Source organism: Enterobacter sp. WCHEn045836, assembly GCF_003965585.1.
Taxonomy (GTDB): Bacteria; Pseudomonadota; Gammaproteobacteria; order Enterobacterales; family Enterobacteriaceae; genus Enterobacter; species Enterobacter dissolvens.
In genome coordinates this window covers 217,373-235,685 of sequence record NZ_RXPT01000004.1, presented here as the reverse complement: position 1 = coordinate 235,685, position 18,313 = coordinate 217,373, and the positions used below count along the sequence as shown (strand labels likewise).

The following is an 18,313-nucleotide window of genomic DNA, read 5'->3' as shown; positions in this document are numbered from 1 at the left end:
CACCATACGCTGAATTTGCCTTAATAACCCTGGATAATTCCGAGTCTTAGGCCAGTTCCCCCTTTACCAGAGGCACAAAGCGCACGGCTTCTACGGTATCGATAATAAACTCGTCGCCACGTCGACGAACGCGCTTCAGCAGCTGCTGCTCATCGCCAACAGGCAGAACAAGAATGCCCCCCTCATCCAGCTGCGACAACAGGGCCGCAGGGATCTCAGGTGGAGCGGCCGTCACGATGATCGCGTCAAACGGGGCGCGAGCCTGCCAACCCTGCCATCCATCACCGTGTCGTGTCGAAACATTGTGTAAATCAAGTTGTTTCAGGCGACGACGCGCCTGCCACTGTAAACCTTTGATCCGCTCAACCGAGCACACATGATGCACCAGATGCGCCAGAATCGCAGTTTGATACCCGGACCCGGTGCCAATCTCCAGCACGCGGGAGTCGGGGGTGAGCTCCAGCAGCTCCGTCATGCGTGCCACCATGTAGGGCTGCGAAATCGTCTGGCCTTGCCCGATGGGCAACGCCACGTTCTCCCACGCTTTGTGTTCAAACGCCTCATCTACAAATTTCTCACGCGGAACCTGGGCGAGCGCATGCAGCACATGCTCGTCGCGGATCCCCTGTGCGCGAAGTTGATCCAGAAGAGTTTGTACACGTTTGCTTACCATTGCGCGTTCACTCCTGCGCGATCAAGCCAGCCCGACACCACATCATGCGCGCTATACGCGGTTAAATCTACGTGCAGTGGCGTCACCGAGACATAGCCTTCATCCACGGCAGCAAAGTCGGTATCCGGCCCCGCATCGCACTTATCGCCAGGAGGGCCAATCCAGTAAAGTGTATTGCCGCGCGGATCCTGTTGCGGGATAACCTGATCGGCCGGATGACGGCTTCCGCAACGCGTGACGCGAATGCCCTTGATTTCATTCAGCGGGAGATCCGGCACGTTGATATTAAGAATACGCCCGGTGCGCAGCGGTTCACGGTTCAGCGCCCGCAGGATAGAACAGGTCACCACGGCTGCGGTGTCGTAGTGGGTGTGACCGTTTAGCGACACCGCCAGCGCCGGAAACCCAAGATGACGGCCTTCCATTGCGGCCGCCACGGTTCCGGAGTAGATCACGTCATCGCCAAGATTCGGCCCGGCGTTAATCCCGGAAACGACAATATCCGGGCGCGGGCGCATCAGCGCATTCACACCCAGAAACACACAGTCCGTCGGCGTGCCCATCTGCACGGCAATATCGCCATTTTCAAAGGTAAAGGTGCGAAGCGACGACTCCAGCGTCAATGAGTTAGACGCTCCACTGCGGTTACGATCGGGAGCCACGACCTGCACATCCGCAAATTCGCGAAGGTGTTTCGCCAGCGTCTGAATGCCTGGCGCATGGATCCCGTCATCGTTACTCAGCAATATTCGCATAATCACCCGACGTGTTGATAAGTTCCCTGACAACACTGGTGGCAAAGCTACCTGCCGGTAGCCAGAAGCGTAACTCAACGGTTACGTCATCCCACCAGTTCCAGCTTAACTGCTGCGGGTAGAGCAACATCGCCCGGCGTGCTGCTTCGACTTTTTCCCGCACCAGCAATGATTGTAATTCCTGCGCTTCGGCAACGGCTGCCTGCTCCGCGGCCAGCGCGTCACCCTGCGTACCCCAGTCGCCCGAGCCAGGCAAGGCCGCGGTGATCATCAGCGTTTTGGCGTCCACACGCGACTGAACATCGGCCATTTCGTCAGCCGTTGCCACAAACCAGCTGCCGCGTCCCGCTAATTGTAGCGCATCGCCGACAACAACTTGATTCGCGTCCGGTTTTTTCAGCCGTTCGCTTACGATCTGATTAAACAACGCACTGCGGGCCGCCGACAACCAAAAACTGCGTTTATTCCTGTCACGCACCGGCGCATCGCTTTGCGCCCAGCGCAGTGCGCCCTGCAGGTTACTGCCGCCGATACCAAAGCGCTGCGCACCAAAGTAGTTCGGCACGCCGTGGTCATTAATGGCCTGCAGACGCTTTTCCACGTCGTCACGGTCGGTCACTTCACGCAACACCAGAGTAAAGTTGTTACCTTTCAACGCCCCCAGACGCAGTTTGCGCTTGTGGCGCACGTACTCCAGCACCTTACAGCCCTCAAGCTCAAATTTGCTTAAATCAGGCATCGCATTACCGGGAACGCGCGCGCAAAGCCACTGTTCGGTGACCGCGTGTTTGTCTTTTTGTCCCGCGAAGCTCACTTCGCGGGCATGGATTTTGAGGAATTTCGCCAGCGCATCGGCCACAAAGCGGGTATTGCAGCCATTTTTGAGGATGCGCACCAGGATATGCTCGCCTTCGCCGTCCGGCTCAAAGCCCAAATCTTCCACGACCACGAAATCTTCGGGGCTGGCTTTCAGCAGACCACTCCCCTGCGGTTTACCGTGCCGGTAGGTCAGGTTGTCAAAATCGGTCATTTGCTCGCCTTCACCAGCAGCGCCACGGCTTCGCAGGCGATGCCTTCGCCGCGACCGGTAAAGCCCAGTTTCTCCGTGGTAGTCGCTTTGACGTTAACGTCATCCATGTGGCAACCCAGATCTTCAGCGATAAATACGCGCATCTGAGGAATATGTGGCAGCATTTTGGGGGCCTGAGCGATGATCGTCACATCGACGTTACCCAGGGTGTAGCCCTTCGCCTGAATACGGCGCCAGGCTTCACGCAACAGCGCACGGCTGTCTGCCCCTTTAAACGCCGGATCGGTGTCCGGGAACAGCTTGCCGATATCGCCCAGCGCCGCAGCACCCAGTAAGGCGTCGGTTAAGGCGTGTAACGCCACGTCGCCATCAGAATGCGCCAGCAGCCCTTTTTCATACGGAATGCGCACGCCGCCAATGATAATTGGGCCAACGCCTCCAAAGGCGTGTACATCAAAACCGTGTCCAATTCGCATTATGCCTTCTCCTGATGGGTCGAACGGGTAAGATAAAATTCCGCGAGCTGTAAATCTTCCGGACGCGTCACTTTTATATTATCAGCGCGCCCTTCAACAAGCGTTGGGTGGAAACCGCAATACTCCAGCGCAGAGGCTTCGTCCGTTATGGTCGCACCTTCCGTAAGCGCGCGCGTTAAGCAGTCGTGGAGTAATTCACGGGGGAAAAATTGTGGCGTCAGCGCGTGCCATAAATCGACACGTTCAACGGTATGGGCGATAGCCTGTTTACCCGGCTCAGCGCGCTTCATGGTGTCGCGTACCGGGGCGGCCAGAATGCCACCGACTTTACTGGTTTCACTTAGCGCCAGCAGGCGCGCAAGATCGTCCTGATGCAGGCACGGGCGCGCAGCGTCGTGGACCAGCACCCATTGGGCATCGCCGGCGGCCTGGATGCCCGCCAGTACGGAATCGGCGCGCTCGGCGCCGCCATCAACGACGGTGATCTGCGGATGATGTGCCAGCGGTAACTGTGCGAATCGGGCATCGCCCGGACTGATAGCGATGATCACGCGCGTCACTCGGGGATGCGCCAGCAGCGCCGCCACAGCGTGTTCGAGGATCGTTTTATCGCCAATAGAGAGGTATTGCTTGGGACATTCTGTCTGCATGCGCCGGCCAAAACCCGCGGCCGGCACCACGGCGCATACGTCCGAAAAAGTCACTGCCATGTCGTAATCCTGGGCCTGATTATCGATTGTTCTGTGCTGAGCCCTGATTGCGTTTAGACGCATCCGGAACCAGACGATAAAAGGTTTCGCCCGGCTTAGTCATACTGAGTTCATTGCGTGCGCGTTCCTCAATCGCCTCTTGCCCGCCATTGAGGTCATCAATTTCAGCAAAGAGTTGATCGTTTCGCGCCTTAAGTTTGGCGTTTGTTGCCTGCTGAGCCGCGACGTCATCGCTTACCCGGCTATAGTCGTGCAGTCCGTTCTTACCGAACCACAGCGAATATTGCAGCCAGATCAGCAAAGCCAGCAACAGCAGCGTTAGTTTACCCATCCTGCCCCCTGAAAAACGGCATCTTCATCCCACAACGCCCCCGGCGCTCTATGCCGGAGTAACAGAGATGCCGCAACATCGCGGGCAAATGTACCACATTTTTTCCGCAGAATCGCCCTGCACAATATCGTCACACAGTTGGTTACGGTTTGAATTATGGCTGAAGTTAGCCCATGAGCCACAAAAATAACAGACCAAACATCAGGACCACCGTCACAATCGTGACAACGGTACTGTAAAGCAGTTTGCCGTTAAGCAGCGAATGCAGGGCAATGCCGACGACAACCGCCACGGGCATCAGCGCCAGGAAGAAGGGCCAGGTGTAGAGAAAGAAGAACAGCGTGTTACCGCCGTAGATGAGAAACGGGATGCCCAGCGCCAGCAACCACGAGACGAAGCCGACGAAGGCCCCGGGAAATGACCAGGTCGTCTCGTCGTCGGTCGCTATCGGATCCGACCCGGTGGTAATCATGTAGTTTTCACTGTTGCGCATAGCTAATCCTGTGACCGTGACTCATCGTTCGGGGAGACAGCTCCCGAACGATACCGTCTCAGGATCTGATAATATCGTCCCGTCTGAGCAGGTCTAATAATTGGCTTACTAAATTTGTTACCAATTGTTGACCTTCCAGGTGAATCTCAGGGGATTCAGGCGCTTCGTAGACCGAGTCGATGCCGGTGAAGTTTCGCAGTTCACCCGCGCGGGCTTTTTTATACAGCCCTTTCGGATCGCGCGCTTCACAGATTTCCAGCGGCGTATCGACAAACACCTCGATAAAACGATCCTGACCGACGCGCTCGCGCACCATCTGGCGCTCGGCGCGGTGAGGCGAGATAAACGCGGTCAGCACCACCAGCCCGGCATCCGCCATCAGGCTGGCGACTTCCCCAACCCGACGGATATTCTCTTTGCGATCCTCATCGCTGAAGCCCAAATCACTGCACAGACCGTGACGCACGTTGTCGCCGTCCAGCAGGTAGGTGCTTACGCCCTGCTGATGCAATGCCTCTTCCAGCGCCCCCGCAACCGTCGATTTACCGGAGCCGGACAGCCCGGTAAACCACAGCACAACCCCACGGTGACCGTGGAGTTGCTCGCGCTGAGCGACGGTGACCGGATGAGGATGCCAGACGACGTTCTCATCATGGGCGGCCATTACTTGCCTCCCAGCAGATCGCGCGCACCCCAGTGCGGGAAGTGCTTACGCACCAGCGCATTCAGTTCAAGCTCAAAGGCGCTGAATTCCGACACCGCTGTCGCCTGTTGATTAGGCTCGCGCACCATGCCAGCACCGACGGTGACGTTGGTCAGGCGATCGATAAAGATAAGCCCTCCCGTTACCGGGTTTTGCTGGTATTTGTCCAGCACCAGCGGCTCGTCAAAGGTGAGATCCACCAGGCCGATACCGTTCAACGGCAACTCGCTCACTTCACGCTGGGTCAGATTATTGATGTCCACCTGGAACTGGATACCGTCCACGCGGGCGCGTGTTTTCTTACCGGCAATTTTGATGTCGTAGCTTTGACCTGCCGTCAGCGGCTGTTCAGCCATCCACACCACATCCACAGCAGCACCCTGCACCGCTGCCAGCGTTTCGTGCGCATCCACCAGCAGATCGCCGCGGCTGATATCAATCTCATCTTTCAGCACCAGCGTTACCGCTTCACCGGCGCCGGCTTCCTGCAGATCGCCATCAAAGGTGACGATACGGGCAATGGACGATTCCACACCGGACGGCAACACTTTGACGCGCTGCCCCACCGTGACGGAGCCCGAGGCGAGGGTGCCGGAGAAGCCGCGAAAATCGAGGTTCGGGCGGTTAACGTACTGCACCGGGAAGCGCATTGGCTGGGTATCCACCACGCGCTGAATTTCAACCGTTTCCAGCACTTCCAGCAGCGTCGGGCCGCTGTACCACGGCATGTTGGCGCTCTGGGAGGCGACGTTGTCCCCTTCCAGCGCGGAGAGCGGTACAAAGCGGATATCGAGGTTACCCGGTAGCTGTTCAGCAAAGGTCAGGTAGCTCTGGCGGATCTCCTCGAACGTCTCTTCGCTGAAGTTCACCAGATCCATTTTGTTCACCGCCACCACCAGGTGTTTGATCCCCAGCAGCGTGTAGATGAAGCTGTGACGACGGGTTTGATCCAGCACGCCTTTACGGGCATCGATGAGCAGGATCGCCAGCTCACAGGTTGATGCACCGGTGGCCATGTTGCGGGTGTACTGCTCATGCCCCGGCGTGTCGGCAATAATAAATTTGCGTTTTTCGGTGGAGAAATAGCGATACGCAACATCAATGGTGATGCCCTGCTCGCGCTCCGCCTGCAGGCCGTCCACCAGCAGCGCCAGGTCGAGCTTTTCGCCCTGGGTACCATGACGTTTGCTGTCGTTATGCAGGGAGGAGAGCTGGTCTTCATAGATCTGACGCGTGTCGTGCAGCAGACGACCAATCAGCGTGCTTTTACCGTCATCAACGCTACCGCAGGTCAGAAAGCGCAGCAGGCTCTTGTGTTGTTGCGCATGCAGGTATGCTTCTACGCCGCCTTCATTGGCAATTTGTTGGGCAATCGTGGTGTTCATGGCGGCTCCTTAGAAATAACCCTGACGTTTCTTCAGTTCCATCGAGCCTGCCTGGTCGCGGTCAATGACGCGGCCCTGTCGCTCGCTGGTGGTCGATACCAGCATCTCTTCGATGATCTCTGGCAGCGTTTGCGCGTTGGACTCCACCGCGCCGGTCAGCGGCCAGCAGCCGAGAGTACGGAAACGCACCATCTGTTTTTTGATCACTTCCCCAGGCTGCAGGTCGATACGATCGTCATCGATCATCATCAGCATGCCGTCGCGCTCCAGCACCGGGCGCTCAGCCGCCAGGTAAAGCGGAACGATTTCGATATTTTCCAGATAGATGTACTGCCAGATATCCAGCTCGGTCCAGTTGGAGAGCGGGAAGACGCGAATGCTTTCGCCTTTGTTGATCTGGCCGTTGTAGTTGTGCCACAGCTCGGGACGCTGGTTTTTCGGATCCCAGCGGTGGAAGCGGTCACGGAAGGAATAAATACGCTCTTTGGCGCGGGATTTCTCCTCGTCACGGCGCGCGCCGCCGAAAGCGGCGTCAAAACCGTACTTGTTTAGCGCCTGCTTCAGCCCTTCGGTTTTCATGATGTCGGTGTGTTTAGCGCTGCCGTGAACAAACGGGTTAATGCCCATCGCCACCCCTTCCGGGTTTTTATGCACCAGCAGTTCACAGCCGTAGGCTTTGGCGGTACGGTCGCGGAACTCGTACATCTCACGGAATTTCCAGCCGGTATCAACATGCAGCAGCGGGAACGGCAGCGTGCCCGGATAAAACGCTTTACGCGCCAGATGCAGCATCACGCTGGAATCTTTGCCGATGGAGTACATCATTACCGGGTTAGAGAACTCGGCGGCCACTTCGCGGATAATATGGATACTTTCCGCTTCGAGCTGTCGCAGGTGAGTAAGTCGTTTTTGGTCCATAACCGTTCCTTAAGCCAGATTCACCACAGAGGAGCCAAACCCCTCTGAGTCTGTTGTATGTTGAAACCAGGCGAGCGTGCTGTGCAGCTGTACCACTTCGCCCACCACGATAAGCGCGGGCATCGGGGCGTCTTTCGCCAGGATTGCAAGGTCTTGTAGCGTACCGGTCACCACACGCTGATCGACGCGGGTGCCGCGAGAAATAACAGCCACCGGCGTTGTCGCCTCGCGACCGTGCTGAATAAGTTGTTCACTGATATCCGCCGCCTTCATCGTGCCCATATAGATAGCCAGCGTCTGTCGGCTCTGTGCCAGATGCGACCAGTCAAACGGGGTGCTGTCGGCCTTATAATGGCCAGTCACAAAGGTCACGCTCTGGGCGTAATCGCGGTGCGTAAGCGGAATACCGGCATAGGCCGTAACCGCGGAGGCCGCCGTAATGCCCGGCACCACCTGGAACGGCACGCCCGCTTCGGCGGCCGCCTGCAGCTCTTCGCCACCGCGACCAAAGATGAACGGATCGCCCCCTTTAAGGCGCACCACGGTTTTACCCGCTTTTGCCGCGGCAACCAGCATCTGATTGGTATCGTGCTGCGGTACCGAGTGCTCGCCTGCGCGTTTACCCACGCAGATTTGCTCGGCATCGCGACGGATTAGCTCGCGCACGCCATCGGTGACCAGATGGTCATAGAACACCACATCCGCATCCTGTAGCACCTGCAGGCCGCGTAAGGTCAGTAACCCGGCATCACCCGGCCCGGCACCCACCAGAATGATCTCCCCGCCCGTGCTGCCGGGATTATCCAGTTCGTCTTCCAGGAGCTGCTGCGCCGCCGTTTCATTACCGGCATGCATCAGGCTGGCAAAGCGGCCACGGAATACCCGCTCCCAGAAGCGACGGCGCTCCGTTACGCTGGTCAGGCGGGTTTTCAGATGGTTGCGCCAGTAGCTCGCTTTCTCTGCCATACGGCCGAGACTGGTGGGTAACAGCGCTTCGATCTTTTCCCGCAGCACGCGCGCCAGCACCGGCGCGGTACCGCCGGAGGAGATCGCCACCAGCAGCGGCGAGCGGTCGACAATCGACGGGAAGATAAACGAACACAGCGGCTGATCGTCCACGACGTTCACCAGCCGGTGACGGGCCTGAGCCGCGTCGGAAATCCGGCGGTTGAGTGCGCTGTCTTCCGTTGCCGCAATCACCAGCACGACGCTGTCGATTTGTGACTCGTCGAACTCCGCCTCGTCCACGACCCGCACTTGCGCCCCTGCACGCTCAAGAAACGCGATTTTGCGATCGGCGATCTCACCCGTTCCGACAACCAGTACGGGTCTCTCTTTTATCGCGGCAAACAGGGGCAGATAGTCCACAAACGCACACTCACTCAAAATCAGGAATAGTGGGACTATAGGTGGCGGTTTAGACCGAATGAAATTACGAATTGGAATGAGTAGTTACTCAATGGAATAACGCTCTGGAAAAGCAAATATCAAAAAGTGCTTAACACGCGAAATTTCGGGCATTTAAGAGCAATTCAAATTGTGTCCAGGCGATCACAGTTTCATACTAAGCGGGTTAAAATTTTGCTCTGTTTTTAAGGACTCACTATGTTTTCCGCAACGCGCCACCGTATTGCAGCCCTGGCGCTCGGCGTTTGCTTTATCCTTCCGGCTCAGGCAAAAAATCAACCGTATGGTGAAATCGCCAATATGCAGGCGCGGCATATTGCCACCGTTTTTCCCGGCCGCATGACCGGCTCACCCGCGGAAATGCTCTCCGCTGACTATCTTCGCCAGCAGTTTGCCGATATGGGCTACCAGAGCGATATCCGGTCGTTTCACAGCCGCTACATCTATACCTCACGCAATAAAACCAAAAACTGGCATAACGTGACCGGCAGTACGGTGATTGCGGCACACGAAGGTAGCTCGGCTGAGCAGATCATTATTATGGCGCACCTGGACACCTACGCCCCCTTGAGTGACGCCGATACCGATAACAATCTGGGTGGGCTGACGCTGCAGGGCCTGGACGATAACGCGGCAGGTCTCGGTGTGATGCTTGAACTGGCCGAGCGAATGAAAGACATCCCGACAAAATACGGTATTCGCTTTGTGGCCACCAGTGGTGAAGAGGAAGGCAAACTCGGCGCTGAGAATCTCCTTAAGCGCATGAGCGCGGAGGAGAAGAAAAATACGCTGCTGGTGATTAACCTCGATAATTTAATCGTTGGCGATAAGCTCTATTTTAATAGCGGACAGAGTACGCCGGGTACCGTGCGTAAACTGACCCGTGACCGTGCGCTGGCGATTGCGCGCAGCCATGGTGTCTATGCCACAACCAATCCGGGTGGCAATCCTGCTTATCCGCGCGGAACGGGCTGCTGTAACGACGGCGAAGTGTTCGATAAAGCGGGTATTCCGGTGTTGTACGTCGAAGCCACAAACTGGGCGCTGGGCAAGAAAGATGGCTATCAGCAGCGGGCGAAAACGAAAGCCTTTCCTGACGGCACGAGCTGGCATAACGTGATGCTGGATAATCAGCAGCACATTGATAGCGCGTTGCCGCAGCGGATTGAGCATCGCAGCCGCGATGTGGTGAAAGTGATGCTGCCGCTGGTGAAGGAGCTGGCGAAAGCGGGGAAAGCTTGACGTCGTGCGGCCTGATGCCCTCACTCTAACCCTCTCCCACCGGGAGAGGGAGGAAAAATCATTACCCTTCGTGCAACCCGCACTCGCGCTTCAGCCCAAAGAATCGCGTCTCTTCTTCCGCCATTCCCGGTTCCCATTTACGCGTGGTATGGGTATCCCCCACTGACAGATAACCCTGGTCCCACAGCGGATGGTATTTCAGCCCGTGTTTTTGCAGGTACTGGTACACCGTCCGGTTATCCCAGTCGATGATCGGCAGCACTTTAAACACGCCGCGCTGCACTGCCAGCACCGGAAGCGTGGCCCGGCTGCCGGACTGTTCGCGGCGAAGACCGGCAAACCAGGTCTGCGCGTTCAGCTCTTTCAGCGCACGGTTCATCGGCTCGACTTTGTTGATCTCATTGTATTTCTCAATACCCTCAACGCCCTGCTCCCACAGTTTGCCGTAGCGTGCCTCCTGCCAGGCCGCGCTCTGCTCTGCGCGGTACACTTTCAGGTTCAGCTTAAGCTTGTCCGTCAGCTCATCGATAAACTGGTAGGTTTCCGGGAACAGATAGCCGGTATCGGTGAGGATCACCGGAATATCCGGGCGGATCTGATTCACCAGATGCAAACTGACCGCCGCCTGAATGCCAAAGCTCGACGAGAGCACGTAGTCACCCGGCAGATTTTCCAGCGCCCACGCCACGCGCCCTTCGGCGTCGAGCTTTTCCAGCCGGGCGTTAGTTTCTGCGAGCGCCAGAATACGTTCGACTTTTGGCAATGCGTTAAGCGCGTTTAGATCGAGTACGGACATAATTACCTCTCGTGGTTACTCCCAGAAATCCCTTGCGGGATCGAGCACCGGGCGAATAATGCCCGCACGCACCGTAAAGTCGCCGAAGCCTTCACCCGCTTCGCGCTCTTTCGCCCAGCGCCCGACAAGCTCGTCGATGGAATCGAGAATTTCTGGCTCAGTGATGTTCTCGCGGAACATACGCGGAATACGTGTACCGATACGGTTGCCGCCCAGATGCAGGTTATAGCGACCCGGCGCTTTCCCCACCAGTCCCAGTTCGGCCAGCATCGCGCGGCCGCAGCCGTTCGGACAACCGGTAACACGCATAACAATATGCTCGTCCGGAATGCCATGTTTTTCCAGGATCGCTTCCACCTTATCGGTGAAGGACGGCAGGAAACGTTCCGCTTCCGCCATCGCCAGCGGACAGGTCGGGAACGACACGCAGGCCATGGAGTTTTCACGCTGCGGCTTCACCGCATTCATCAGCCCATGGTCACGCGCCAGTTTCTCGATCTTCGCCTTCTGGCTCTCCGGCACGCCGGCAATAATCAGGTTCTGGTTGGCGGTAATGCGGAACTCACCTTTATGGATCTTCGCGATTTCCAGCAGACCGGTTTTCAGCGGACGCCCCGGATAATCCAGAATACGCCCGTTTTCAATAAACAGCGTCAGGTGCCATTTATTGTCGATGCCTTTGACCCAGCCGATACGATCGCCGCGACCAGTGAATTCGTAAGGGCGAATCGGCTCAAATTTGATCCCCGCGCGACGCTCCACTTCCTCTTTGAACGTGTCAACGCCCACGCGCTCCAGGGTGTATTTGGTTTTCGCGTTTTTACGGTCGGTACGGTTGCCCCAGTCGCGCTGGGTGGTAACCACCGCTTCCGCCACGGCCAGCGTGTGCTCCAGCGGCAGGAATCCGAACTCGCTCGCGGTGCGGGCATAGGTCTTCTTGTTACCGTGTTCAATGGACAGACCGCCGCCCACCAGCAGGTTAAAGCCCACCAGCTTGCCGTTTTCGGCAATCGCCACAAAGTTCATGTCGTTGGCGTGCAGATCGATGTCGTTCTGCGGTGGGATCACTACCGTGGTTTTGAACTTACGCGGCAGATAGGTCTGACCGAGGATCGGCTCTTCATCCGTGGTGGCCACTTTTTCCTGATCGAGCCAGATCTCCGCATAGGCGCGGGTACGCGGCAGCAGGTGCTCAGAGATCTTCTTCGCCCACTCATAGGCTTCAGCGTGCAGCTCAGACTCATACGGGTTAGAGGTGCAGAGCACGTTACGGTTCATGTCGTTGGCCGTCGCCAGCGCGTCCAGCCCGACGGAGTGGAGCATCTGGTGTACCGGCTTCACGTTCTTCTTCAGAATACCGTGGAACTGGAAGGTCTGACGGTTGGTCAGACGGATGCTGCCGTAAATCGTGTTTTCGCCGGCAAATTTATCAATCGCCTGCCACTGTTTGGTGGTGATCACTCCACCCGGCAGGCGGCAGCGCAGCAGCATCGCGTGACGCGGCTCCAGCTTCTGTTCAGCACGCTCGGCGCGGATATCGCGATCGTCCTGCTGATACATACCGTGGAAACGGATCAGCAGAAAGTTGTCGCCTTTGAAACCGCCGGTGAGACCGTCATTCAGATCTTCAGCAATGGTGCCGCGCAGATAGTTGCTTTCCAGCTTCATGCGCTCGGCGTCGGTCAGTTTACCTTCGACCACCAGGGGTCCTGGATGTTTTTCGCTCATTAGTAGACATCTCGCTGATAACGGCGCTCAACGCGCAGCTCACTTAAAAATTCATCCGCCGCTTCGGCATCCATACCGCCGAATTCGGCAATCACTTCCAGCAATGTCTGCTCAACGTCTTTCGCCATGCGATTGGCATCGCCGCAGACATAAATGTGGGCACCGTCATTGATCCAGCGCCACAGCTCTGCGCCCTGTTCGCGCAGTTTGTCTTGTACGTATACTTTTTCTTTCTGATCGCGCGACCAGGCCAGATCGATGCGGGTCAGCACCCCTTCTTTCACGTAGCGCTGCCACTCAACCTGGTAGAGGAAATCTTCGGTAAAGTGCGGGTTGCCGAAGAACAGCCAGTTTTTGCCCGGAGCCTCGTCCGCCGCACGCTGCTGCATAAAGGCGCGGAACGGCGCAATGCCGGTGCCCGGACCAATCATAATCACCGGTGTTTCCGGGTTCGCCGGCAGACGGAAGTTGTCGTTGTGCTCGATAAAGACGCGCACTTCACCCTCTTCCTCCACGCGGTCAGCCAGGAAACCTGACGCACCACCCGTACGCGGGCGGCCTTCGATGTCGTAGCGCACCACCCCCACGGTGATATGGACTTCGCTCTCGACTTCAGCCTGCGACGACGCAATGGAGTACAGGCGCGGCGTCAGCGGACGCAGCAGGCCGATCAGCGCATCAGCATCCAGCTGTGCCGGAGAGAAACGCACCATATCGACAATTGGCGTGGTCGCCGCGTAATGCTGCAGCTTCGCCTTATCACCAACTAACGGCAGCAGCGATTCGCTACGCGTTAAGGTGGCATAGTTCTCAACGATATTGGCGGTATTCACCGTCAGCTCGAAGTGCCACTGCAGCGCTTCAGAGAGCGGCTGCGTTTTGCCTTCGACGGTGACAGGCTCGTCGCCTTTCAGCCACAGCAGTTCAACCAGCTCCTTGACCAGCGCCGGATCGTTTTGATACCAGACACCTAACGCATCGCCCGGCTGATAGCGCAGACCGGAGTCGCCCAGATCGATTTCGATATGGCGAACATCTTTTTCAGAGTCGCGGCCGGTAATTTTTTGATTAACCGACAGGCTTGCTGCCAGCGGTGCCTCTTTGGTGTACGGGCTGGTGTGGATCTCGTTGACCACGCCGGTCGCGGTGATCGCAGCCTGCGCTGGCGTCTCTTTCGGTACGCGTGCTTTCAGCACGTCAACAATGCGCGCACGCCATTCGGCAGCGGCAGTCTGGTATTCCACATCCGCATCAACGCGGTCCAGCAGACGCTCTGCGCCCAGCTCCGCCAGTTTGCTGTCGAAATCTTTACCGGACTGGCAGAAGAATTCATAAGAGGTATCGCCCAGGCCGAACACGGCAAACGCAGTGCCATCGAGTCTGGGCGCTTTTTTCGAGAACAAGAATTTATGCAGCGCGACCGCCTCTTCAGCGGGTTCACCCTCGCCCTGCGTTGAGGCCACAACCACCAGCAGTTTTTCTGACGCGATCTGTTTGAATTTATAATCCCCGGCGTTCACCAGGTTCACGTTCAGTTTGGCGGCCAGCAGGTCGTCACGCAGCGCTTCTGCCACGCGGCGGGCATTGCCCGTCTGGGAAGCGGAGATAAGCGTAATGGCAGGAATTTCTACCGCCGTTGCCGGAGCCGCAGCCACAGCGCCAGGCTGCTGGTTGAGCATTCCCCAGAAATAGCCGGAGACCCAGGCAAGCTGGGTGGGAGAAAAATCAGAGGTGGCAGCCTGAAGGCGCGCCAGTTGCTCCGGGTTCAGGGGAAGCAAATTTGAAGGTGGGGCCTGTGTTGTCATGCGTCGTTATGTTCCAGTAGCCAAGCGGACTTTAAGCGAATAAATCCAAACTGAAGATAAGGTTAACGGCGAGGATAATAACAATTAAAGAAGGGATGGAAATAATAAATAACCAAATGGACTAACCTGTTTTAGTTATCGTTCTTAACGGTAAAAGCGATAAATTAAACCACTGTAATCTAAAGATAAAAATGGCATCAACGCGCCATTTTTGCCGGAGTGAAGGTAAAGACCGTTTTAGTTAATGCTAAAAATTGTGCTTTCCGGTACTATGCGGCGGTTTTTTCCGCATTACTGAGAGCGATCATGTCCACCACACTGTTTAAAGATTTCACCTTCGAAGCCGCCCACCACCTTCCGCATGTTCCTGAGGGGCATAAATGCGGCCGTCTGCACGGGCATTCGTTTATGGTGCGTCTTGAGATCACCGGTGAAGTTGATCCGCATACCGGTTGGATCATGGACTTTGCCGAGCTGAAGGCAGCATTTAAGCCAACGTACGATCGTCTGGATCACTATTACCTGAACGATATCCCGGGACTTGAAAATCCGACCAGCGAAGTGCTGGCAAAATGGATTTGGGATCAGATGAAACCGCTGGTGCCACTGCTGAGCGCAGTGATGATCAAAGAGACCTGCACGGCAGGCTGCGTGTATCGCGGCGAGTGATACTTCCCGGGTGGCGGCTTCGCCTTACCCGGCCGACAAAAGCCTCGAACCGTAGGCCCGGTAAGCGCGAGCGCCACCGGGCTTTTTTTAGGCAATATTCAGGTATTTGTGCGTCTGCATCGACAGGCGCCAGTTACGCGCGATACAGGTTTCAATGCACAGGCGCGTGGCGTCTTCTTTCTGGCTGATCGGCTGCAGCGCAATCACGCGCTGTTTTTCATCGGTCAGCGTGGCCAGCAGTTCATCCAGCGCTTCGATATCCCGCACTCGCCCTACCGGGTGTTTAATCTCATCAGCACGTTCCAGCGCCTGAGAAAGGACGTCGTAGCCGCCGCGCATGTTCACTTTAGGCGATACCGTCACCCAGGTGGTATGGGAGCAGCGCACTTCATGGGTGCCGCTGGTTTCAATCTGGCAGCTGTAGCCGTTCTTTTCGAGCAGTTCGGTCAGCGGCGTCAGATCGTGGATGCAGGGTTCGCCCCCGGTGATCACCACGTGGCGCGCCGTCCAGCCCTGGCGACCAATAATGGCCAGCAGATCTTCCGCACTGGCTGCGCCCCACTTATCGCTCTCTTTGGTTTTCGCCAGAACACTGAACAGTGACACTTCCCGATCTGCGAGTTTATCCCACGTATGTTTGGTATCACACCAGGCACAGCCAACCGGGCATCCCTGTAAACGAATAAAAATAGCGGGAACGCCGGTAAAGTAACCCTCGCCTTGCAGGGTCTGGAACATCTCGTTAATCGGGTACTGCATAGTCATCTCAGTTAAGGGGATAAACGATAAGTATCGCAGATCCCCGTGAGATGGTCATGCTCGATCGGTGCTTTGCGCGTCAATTGCCGCCATAAAACGCCCGGTAATCTGCTGCGGGCGGGTGATTGCCCCACCCACCACCACCATGTGCGCCCCCAACGCCAGACATCTGGCGGCGCGTTCCGGGGTGTCCACGTTACCTTCGGCCACCACCGGTACCGTGACGGCTGCCAGTACCGCTTTCAGAAACTGACAGTCATCCTCGGGTAAGGCGTGTCCGGTGGTCTGCGCGGTATAGCCGTAAAGCGTGGTCCCGACACAATCAAATCCCAGCGCCTGCGCCGTGACGGCCTCATCAACAGTGGCTATATCAGCCATAAGCAGCACCGAGGGGTAACGGGTCCGAATGCGCGATACCAGCGTTGCCAGAGACTCCCCGCCAGGCCGCGCCCTGTTGGTCGCGTCAAGCGCAATGATTTCCGGGGAGACGGTCATCAGTTCATCCACCTCTTTCATCGTCGCGGTGATAAACACCGCGCTGCCGGGATACTCCCGCTTGATGATGCCGATAACCGGCAGCGTGACCTGCTCTTTTATCGCCTCGATATCCACCACGCTGTTGGCACGGATGGCCGCGGCCCCTCCTTGCTGTGCGGCCAGCGCCATCCGCGACATAATAAACGGGCTATGCAGCGGTTCATTCTCCAGCGCCTGACAGGAGACGACCAGTTTTCCCTTCAGGGTATCCAGTACAGTTTTCATTACGATAAGATCTCTTCCACTTCGTTTTTGATAATCGTGACATGCGGGCCATAAATGACCTGAACGCCGTTCCCGCGCACAATCACGCCGCGCGCGCCGGTGGCTTTCAGCGCCGCGTCATTCACTTTGCTGCCGTCTTTGACCGTGACGCGAAGACGCGTGGCGCAGCAGTCCACTTCTTCCAGATTGCCTTTTCCGCCCAGTCCAGCGATCACTGCCGCTGCGCGCTCGCTCTGCGCAAAGGTCGCTTCATTGGCCATCGGCTCTTTTTCCCGACCCGGCGTGGCAAAATCAAAGCGATTAATCAGATAGCGGAACGTGAAGTAGTAGAGGAAGAACCACGGTACGCCCACCAGCGGCACTAACATCCAGTGGGTTTTGGCCTCCCCCTGCAAAATGCCGAACAGTACGAAGTCGATAAAACCACCGGAGAAGGTCTGCCCAATGGTGATGTGTAAAATATGCGCGAGCATAAACGCCAGCCCGTCGAAAATCGCGTGAATGACGTACAGCACCGGCGCGACAAACAGGAAGGAGAACTCGATGGGCTCGGTGATCCCCGTAAGGAAGGAGGTTAATGCCGCTGAAAGCAGCAAGCCCGCGACGCGTTTTTTGTTCTCCGGTTTAGCCGTGTGATACATCGCAAGGCAGGCCCCGAGCAAACCAAACATCATTGTGATAAAGCGCCCGGACATGAAACGCGACGTCCCTTCATAAAACTGGCGCGTCGAGGGATCGGCCAGCTGGGCAAAGAAGATCCGCTGCGTGCCTTCAACCAATTGCCCGTTGACGATCTCGCTGCCGCCAAGCGCGGTGGTCCAGAACGGAAGATAGAAGATATGGTGTAAACCGAACGGGCCCAGCATGCGCAAAATGAAGCCATACAGCAGTGTTCCCAGATAACCGGTCGCATCCACCAGCCCGCCCAGACCAAAGATCAGCTTCTGGAAATGTGGCCAGACTACGGTCATTAAGGCTCCGACCAGGATCGCAGCCAGGGAGCTGATAATCGGCACAAAGCGTGAGCCGCCAAAGAATCCCAGGAATTGTGGCAGCGCAATTTTATTAAACCGATGATGCAGCGCGCAGGTCACAAGACCAATGACCACCCCACCAAATACGCCGGTCTCCAGCGTCTGGATCCCCAGCGTCATGCCTTGCCCGACCGCCCCCGGATTCTCGTGCGCCAGTTTTCCGGTGAGGATCAGCAGTGCGTTAATGGTGGCATTCATGACCAGAAACGCGAGTAACGCCGCCAGCCCTGCCGTACCTTTATCATTTTTTGCCAGCCCGACGGCGACCCCAACGGCAAACAGCACCGACAGATTCGCGAATACAATCGAACCGGCACTGCTCATGATGGTGAAAATAGCCTGTAACCAGCCCACATCTAAAAACGGATATGCCGTAAGCGTATTGGGATTCGATAACGCGCCGCCAATCCCCAGCAGCAGACCCGCCGCAGGCAACACGGCGATGGGCAACATAAAGGATTTGCCAAAGCGCTGCGCTTTTTCAAACCATCCGCCGGACGAAGCACCACTGAACATTTGCATCATTTTTTCATCCCCTCTGTTAACGATGAATATTTTTTACCATAATTATTGTTGTTAGTGAAAATTACCACCAAAAACCAGGAGGACGATCATACTTTTTCGAAATGACTGGCAT

The 18,313-nt window shown here is 56.8% G+C and carries 19 protein-coding genes; 2 read left to right on the top strand and 17 right to left on the bottom strand.

All coding sequences use genetic code 11. The annotated features are described in order from the left end of the window. Positions 1-46 precede the first annotated feature (46 nt). From EKN38_RS07270 to cysG, 11 genes are all read right to left on the bottom strand, one after another. Positions 47-673, bottom strand: a complete 627-nt coding sequence (locus EKN38_RS07270) for a protein-L-isoaspartate(D-aspartate) O-methyltransferase (RefSeq protein ID WP_126521854.1) — start codon at positions 671-673, stop codon at positions 47-49. Next, entirely contained in the window at positions 667-1,428 is a 762-nt protein-coding gene (surE, locus tag EKN38_RS07265; protein ID WP_014833079.1) for a 5'/3'-nucleotidase SurE, read from the bottom strand. Before surE ends, EKN38_RS07270 begins: the two co-directional genes overlap by 7 nt. Next, positions 1,409-2,458 (bottom strand): tRNA pseudouridine(13) synthase TruD, encoded by a 1,050-nt coding sequence (gene truD, locus EKN38_RS07260; protein ID WP_014833080.1) that lies wholly within the window; start codon positions 2,456-2,458, stop codon positions 1,409-1,411. The genes surE and truD overlap by 20 nt, the downstream gene beginning before the upstream one ends. Then, complete coding sequence (gene ispF, locus EKN38_RS07255) at positions 2,455-2,934, bottom strand: 2-C-methyl-D-erythritol 2,4-cyclodiphosphate synthase (protein WP_013098499.1); 480 nt, start codon at positions 2,932-2,934, stop codon at positions 2,455-2,457. Before ispF ends, truD begins: the two co-directional genes overlap by 4 nt. Beyond that, a complete protein-coding gene (gene ispD, locus EKN38_RS07250) occupies positions 2,934-3,644 on the bottom strand; it encodes a 2-C-methyl-D-erythritol 4-phosphate cytidylyltransferase (RefSeq protein ID WP_014833081.1) in 711 nt (236 codons plus the stop codon). The genes ispF and ispD overlap by 1 nt, the downstream gene beginning before the upstream one ends. Before the next feature lie 19 nt (positions 3,645-3,663). Further along, positions 3,664-3,975, bottom strand: coding sequence for a cell division protein FtsB (gene ftsB, locus EKN38_RS07245; RefSeq protein ID WP_008499609.1), 312 nt, complete (start codon positions 3,973-3,975; stop codon positions 3,664-3,666). 166 nt (positions 3,976-4,141) lie between these two features. Continuing rightward, positions 4,142-4,468 carry a DUF3561 family protein gene (locus EKN38_RS07240; protein ID WP_013098502.1) on the bottom strand — a complete coding sequence of 109 codons (327 nt, stop codon included), beginning with the start codon at positions 4,466-4,468 and terminating at the stop codon, positions 4,142-4,144. Between the two features lie 58 nt (positions 4,469-4,526). Further along, positions 4,527-5,132 (bottom strand): adenylyl-sulfate kinase, encoded by a 606-nt coding sequence (gene cysC, locus EKN38_RS07235; protein WP_013098503.1) that lies wholly within the window; start codon positions 5,130-5,132, stop codon positions 4,527-4,529. Beyond that, the gene (gene cysN, locus EKN38_RS07230) at positions 5,132-6,556 is read right to left on the bottom strand and encodes a sulfate adenylyltransferase subunit CysN (protein WP_126521852.1); all 1,425 of its coding nucleotides are present in this window, start codon (positions 6,554-6,556) and stop codon (positions 5,132-5,134) included. Before cysN ends, cysC begins: the two co-directional genes overlap by 1 nt. Positions 6,557-6,565: 9 nt before the next feature. Next, entirely contained in the window at positions 6,566-7,474 is a 909-nt protein-coding gene (gene cysD / locus EKN38_RS07225) for a sulfate adenylyltransferase subunit CysD (RefSeq protein ID WP_008499613.1), read from the bottom strand. 9 nt (positions 7,475-7,483) lie between these two features. Then, on the bottom strand, positions 7,484-8,833 hold the full coding sequence (gene cysG, locus EKN38_RS07220) for a siroheme synthase CysG (protein ID WP_172666385.1): 1,350 nt from the start codon (positions 8,831-8,833) through the stop codon (positions 7,484-7,486). A 246-nt stretch (positions 8,834-9,079) separates the two neighbouring features. Here cysG and EKN38_RS07215 point away from each other — a divergent pair, with 246 nt between their 5' ends. Beyond that, positions 9,080-10,123, top strand: coding sequence for an aminopeptidase (locus EKN38_RS07215; RefSeq protein ID WP_014833084.1), 1,044 nt, complete (start codon positions 9,080-9,082; stop codon positions 10,121-10,123). A 61-nt stretch (positions 10,124-10,184) separates the two neighbouring features. Here EKN38_RS07215 and cysH read toward each other — a convergent pair whose 3' ends face one another. Genes cysH through cysJ form a run of 3 tightly spaced genes read right to left on the bottom strand, consistent with a single transcriptional unit; the run spans position 10,185 to position 14,452 of the window. Further along, complete coding sequence (gene cysH / locus EKN38_RS07210; protein WP_014833085.1) at positions 10,185-10,919, bottom strand: phosphoadenosine phosphosulfate reductase; 735 nt, start codon at positions 10,917-10,919, stop codon at positions 10,185-10,187. 15 nt (positions 10,920-10,934) lie between these two features. Continuing rightward, positions 10,935-12,647 (bottom strand): assimilatory sulfite reductase (NADPH) hemoprotein subunit, encoded by a 1,713-nt coding sequence (cysI, locus tag EKN38_RS07205; RefSeq protein ID WP_014833086.1) that lies wholly within the window; start codon positions 12,645-12,647, stop codon positions 10,935-10,937. Beyond that, positions 12,647-14,452, bottom strand: coding sequence for an NADPH-dependent assimilatory sulfite reductase flavoprotein subunit (gene cysJ / locus EKN38_RS07200; RefSeq protein ID WP_014833087.1), 1,806 nt, complete (start codon positions 14,450-14,452; stop codon positions 12,647-12,649). Before cysJ ends, cysI begins: the two co-directional genes overlap by 1 nt. Positions 14,453-14,758: 306 nt before the next feature. On the opposite strand from cysJ, the gene queD reads away from it, so the two are divergent. Beyond that, a complete protein-coding gene (gene queD, locus EKN38_RS07195) occupies positions 14,759-15,121 on the top strand; it encodes a 6-carboxytetrahydropterin synthase QueD (protein WP_010434567.1) in 363 nt (120 codons plus the stop codon). 87 nt (positions 15,122-15,208) lie between these two features. Here the strand turns inward: queD and queE are convergent, their stop codons facing one another. Genes queE through EKN38_RS07180 form a run of 3 tightly spaced genes read right to left on the bottom strand, consistent with a single transcriptional unit; the run spans position 15,209 to position 18,201 of the window. After that, on the bottom strand, positions 15,209-15,880 hold the full coding sequence (gene queE / locus EKN38_RS07190; RefSeq protein WP_014833088.1) for a 7-carboxy-7-deazaguanine synthase QueE: 672 nt from the start codon (positions 15,878-15,880) through the stop codon (positions 15,209-15,211). Positions 15,881-15,934: 54 nt separating this feature from the next. Continuing rightward, positions 15,935-16,642 carry an N-acetylmannosamine-6-phosphate 2-epimerase gene (locus tag EKN38_RS07185; RefSeq protein WP_014833089.1) on the bottom strand — a complete coding sequence of 236 codons (708 nt, stop codon included), beginning with the start codon at positions 16,640-16,642 and terminating at the stop codon, positions 15,935-15,937. After that, positions 16,642-18,201 carry a maltose/glucose-specific PTS transporter subunit IIC gene (locus EKN38_RS07180; RefSeq protein WP_014833090.1) on the bottom strand — a complete coding sequence of 520 codons (1,560 nt, stop codon included), beginning with the start codon at positions 18,199-18,201 and terminating at the stop codon, positions 16,642-16,644. Before EKN38_RS07180 ends, EKN38_RS07185 begins: the two co-directional genes overlap by 1 nt. Positions 18,202-18,313 lie beyond the last annotated feature (112 nt).

What these genes read in the sequence shown, in the direction of transcription:
- cysH (WP_014833085.1), bottom strand. Translation starts at nt 10,919, where the DNA reads ATGTCCGTACTCGATCTAAACGCGCTTAACGCATTGCCAAAAGTCGAA.
- EKN38_RS07240 (WP_013098502.1), bottom strand. Translation starts at nt 4,468, where the DNA reads ATGCGCAACAGTGAAAACTACATGATTACCACCGGGTCGGATCCGATA.
- cysI (WP_014833086.1), bottom strand. Translation starts at nt 12,647, where the DNA reads ATGAGCGAAAAACATCCAGGACCCCTGGTGGTCGAAGGTAAACTGACC.
- ispF (WP_013098499.1), bottom strand. Translation starts at nt 2,934, where the DNA reads ATGCGAATTGGACACGGTTTTGATGTACACGCCTTTGGAGGCGTTGGC.
- EKN38_RS07270 (WP_126521854.1), bottom strand. Translation starts at nt 673, where the DNA reads ATGGTAAGCAAACGTGTACAAACTCTTCTGGATCAACTTCGCGCACAG.
- cysJ (WP_014833087.1), bottom strand. Translation starts at nt 14,452, where the DNA reads ATGACAACACAGGCCCCACCTTCAAATTTGCTTCCCCTGAACCCGGAG.
- EKN38_RS07185 (WP_014833089.1), bottom strand. Translation starts at nt 16,642, where the DNA reads ATGAAAACTGTACTGGATACCCTGAAGGGAAAACTGGTCGTCTCCTGT.
- cysN (WP_126521852.1), bottom strand. Translation starts at nt 6,556, where the DNA reads ATGAACACCACGATTGCCCAACAAATTGCCAATGAAGGCGGCGTAGAA.
- ftsB (WP_008499609.1), bottom strand. Translation starts at nt 3,975, where the DNA reads ATGGGTAAACTAACGCTGCTGTTGCTGGCTTTGCTGATCTGGCTGCAA.
- EKN38_RS07215 (WP_014833084.1), top strand. Translation starts at nt 9,080, where the DNA reads ATGTTTTCCGCAACGCGCCACCGTATTGCAGCCCTGGCGCTCGGCGTT.
- cysD (WP_008499613.1), bottom strand. Translation starts at nt 7,474, where the DNA reads ATGGACCAAAAACGACTTACTCACCTGCGACAGCTCGAAGCGGAAAGT.
- EKN38_RS07180 (WP_014833090.1), bottom strand. Translation starts at nt 18,201, where the DNA reads ATGATGCAAATGTTCAGTGGTGCTTCGTCCGGCGGATGGTTTGAAAAA.
- ispD (WP_014833081.1), bottom strand. Translation starts at nt 3,644, where the DNA reads ATGGCAGTGACTTTTTCGGACGTATGCGCCGTGGTGCCGGCCGCGGGT.
- cysC (WP_013098503.1), bottom strand. Translation starts at nt 5,132, where the DNA reads ATGGCCGCCCATGATGAGAACGTCGTCTGGCATCCTCATCCGGTCACC.
- queD (WP_010434567.1), top strand. Translation starts at nt 14,759, where the DNA reads ATGTCCACCACACTGTTTAAAGATTTCACCTTCGAAGCCGCCCACCAC.
- truD (WP_014833080.1), bottom strand. Translation starts at nt 2,458, where the DNA reads ATGACCGATTTTGACAACCTGACCTACCGGCACGGTAAACCGCAGGGG.
- surE (WP_014833079.1), bottom strand. Translation starts at nt 1,428, where the DNA reads ATGCGAATATTGCTGAGTAACGATGACGGGATCCATGCGCCAGGCATT.
- queE (WP_014833088.1), bottom strand. Translation starts at nt 15,880, where the DNA reads ATGCAGTACCCGATTAACGAGATGTTCCAGACCCTGCAAGGCGAGGGT.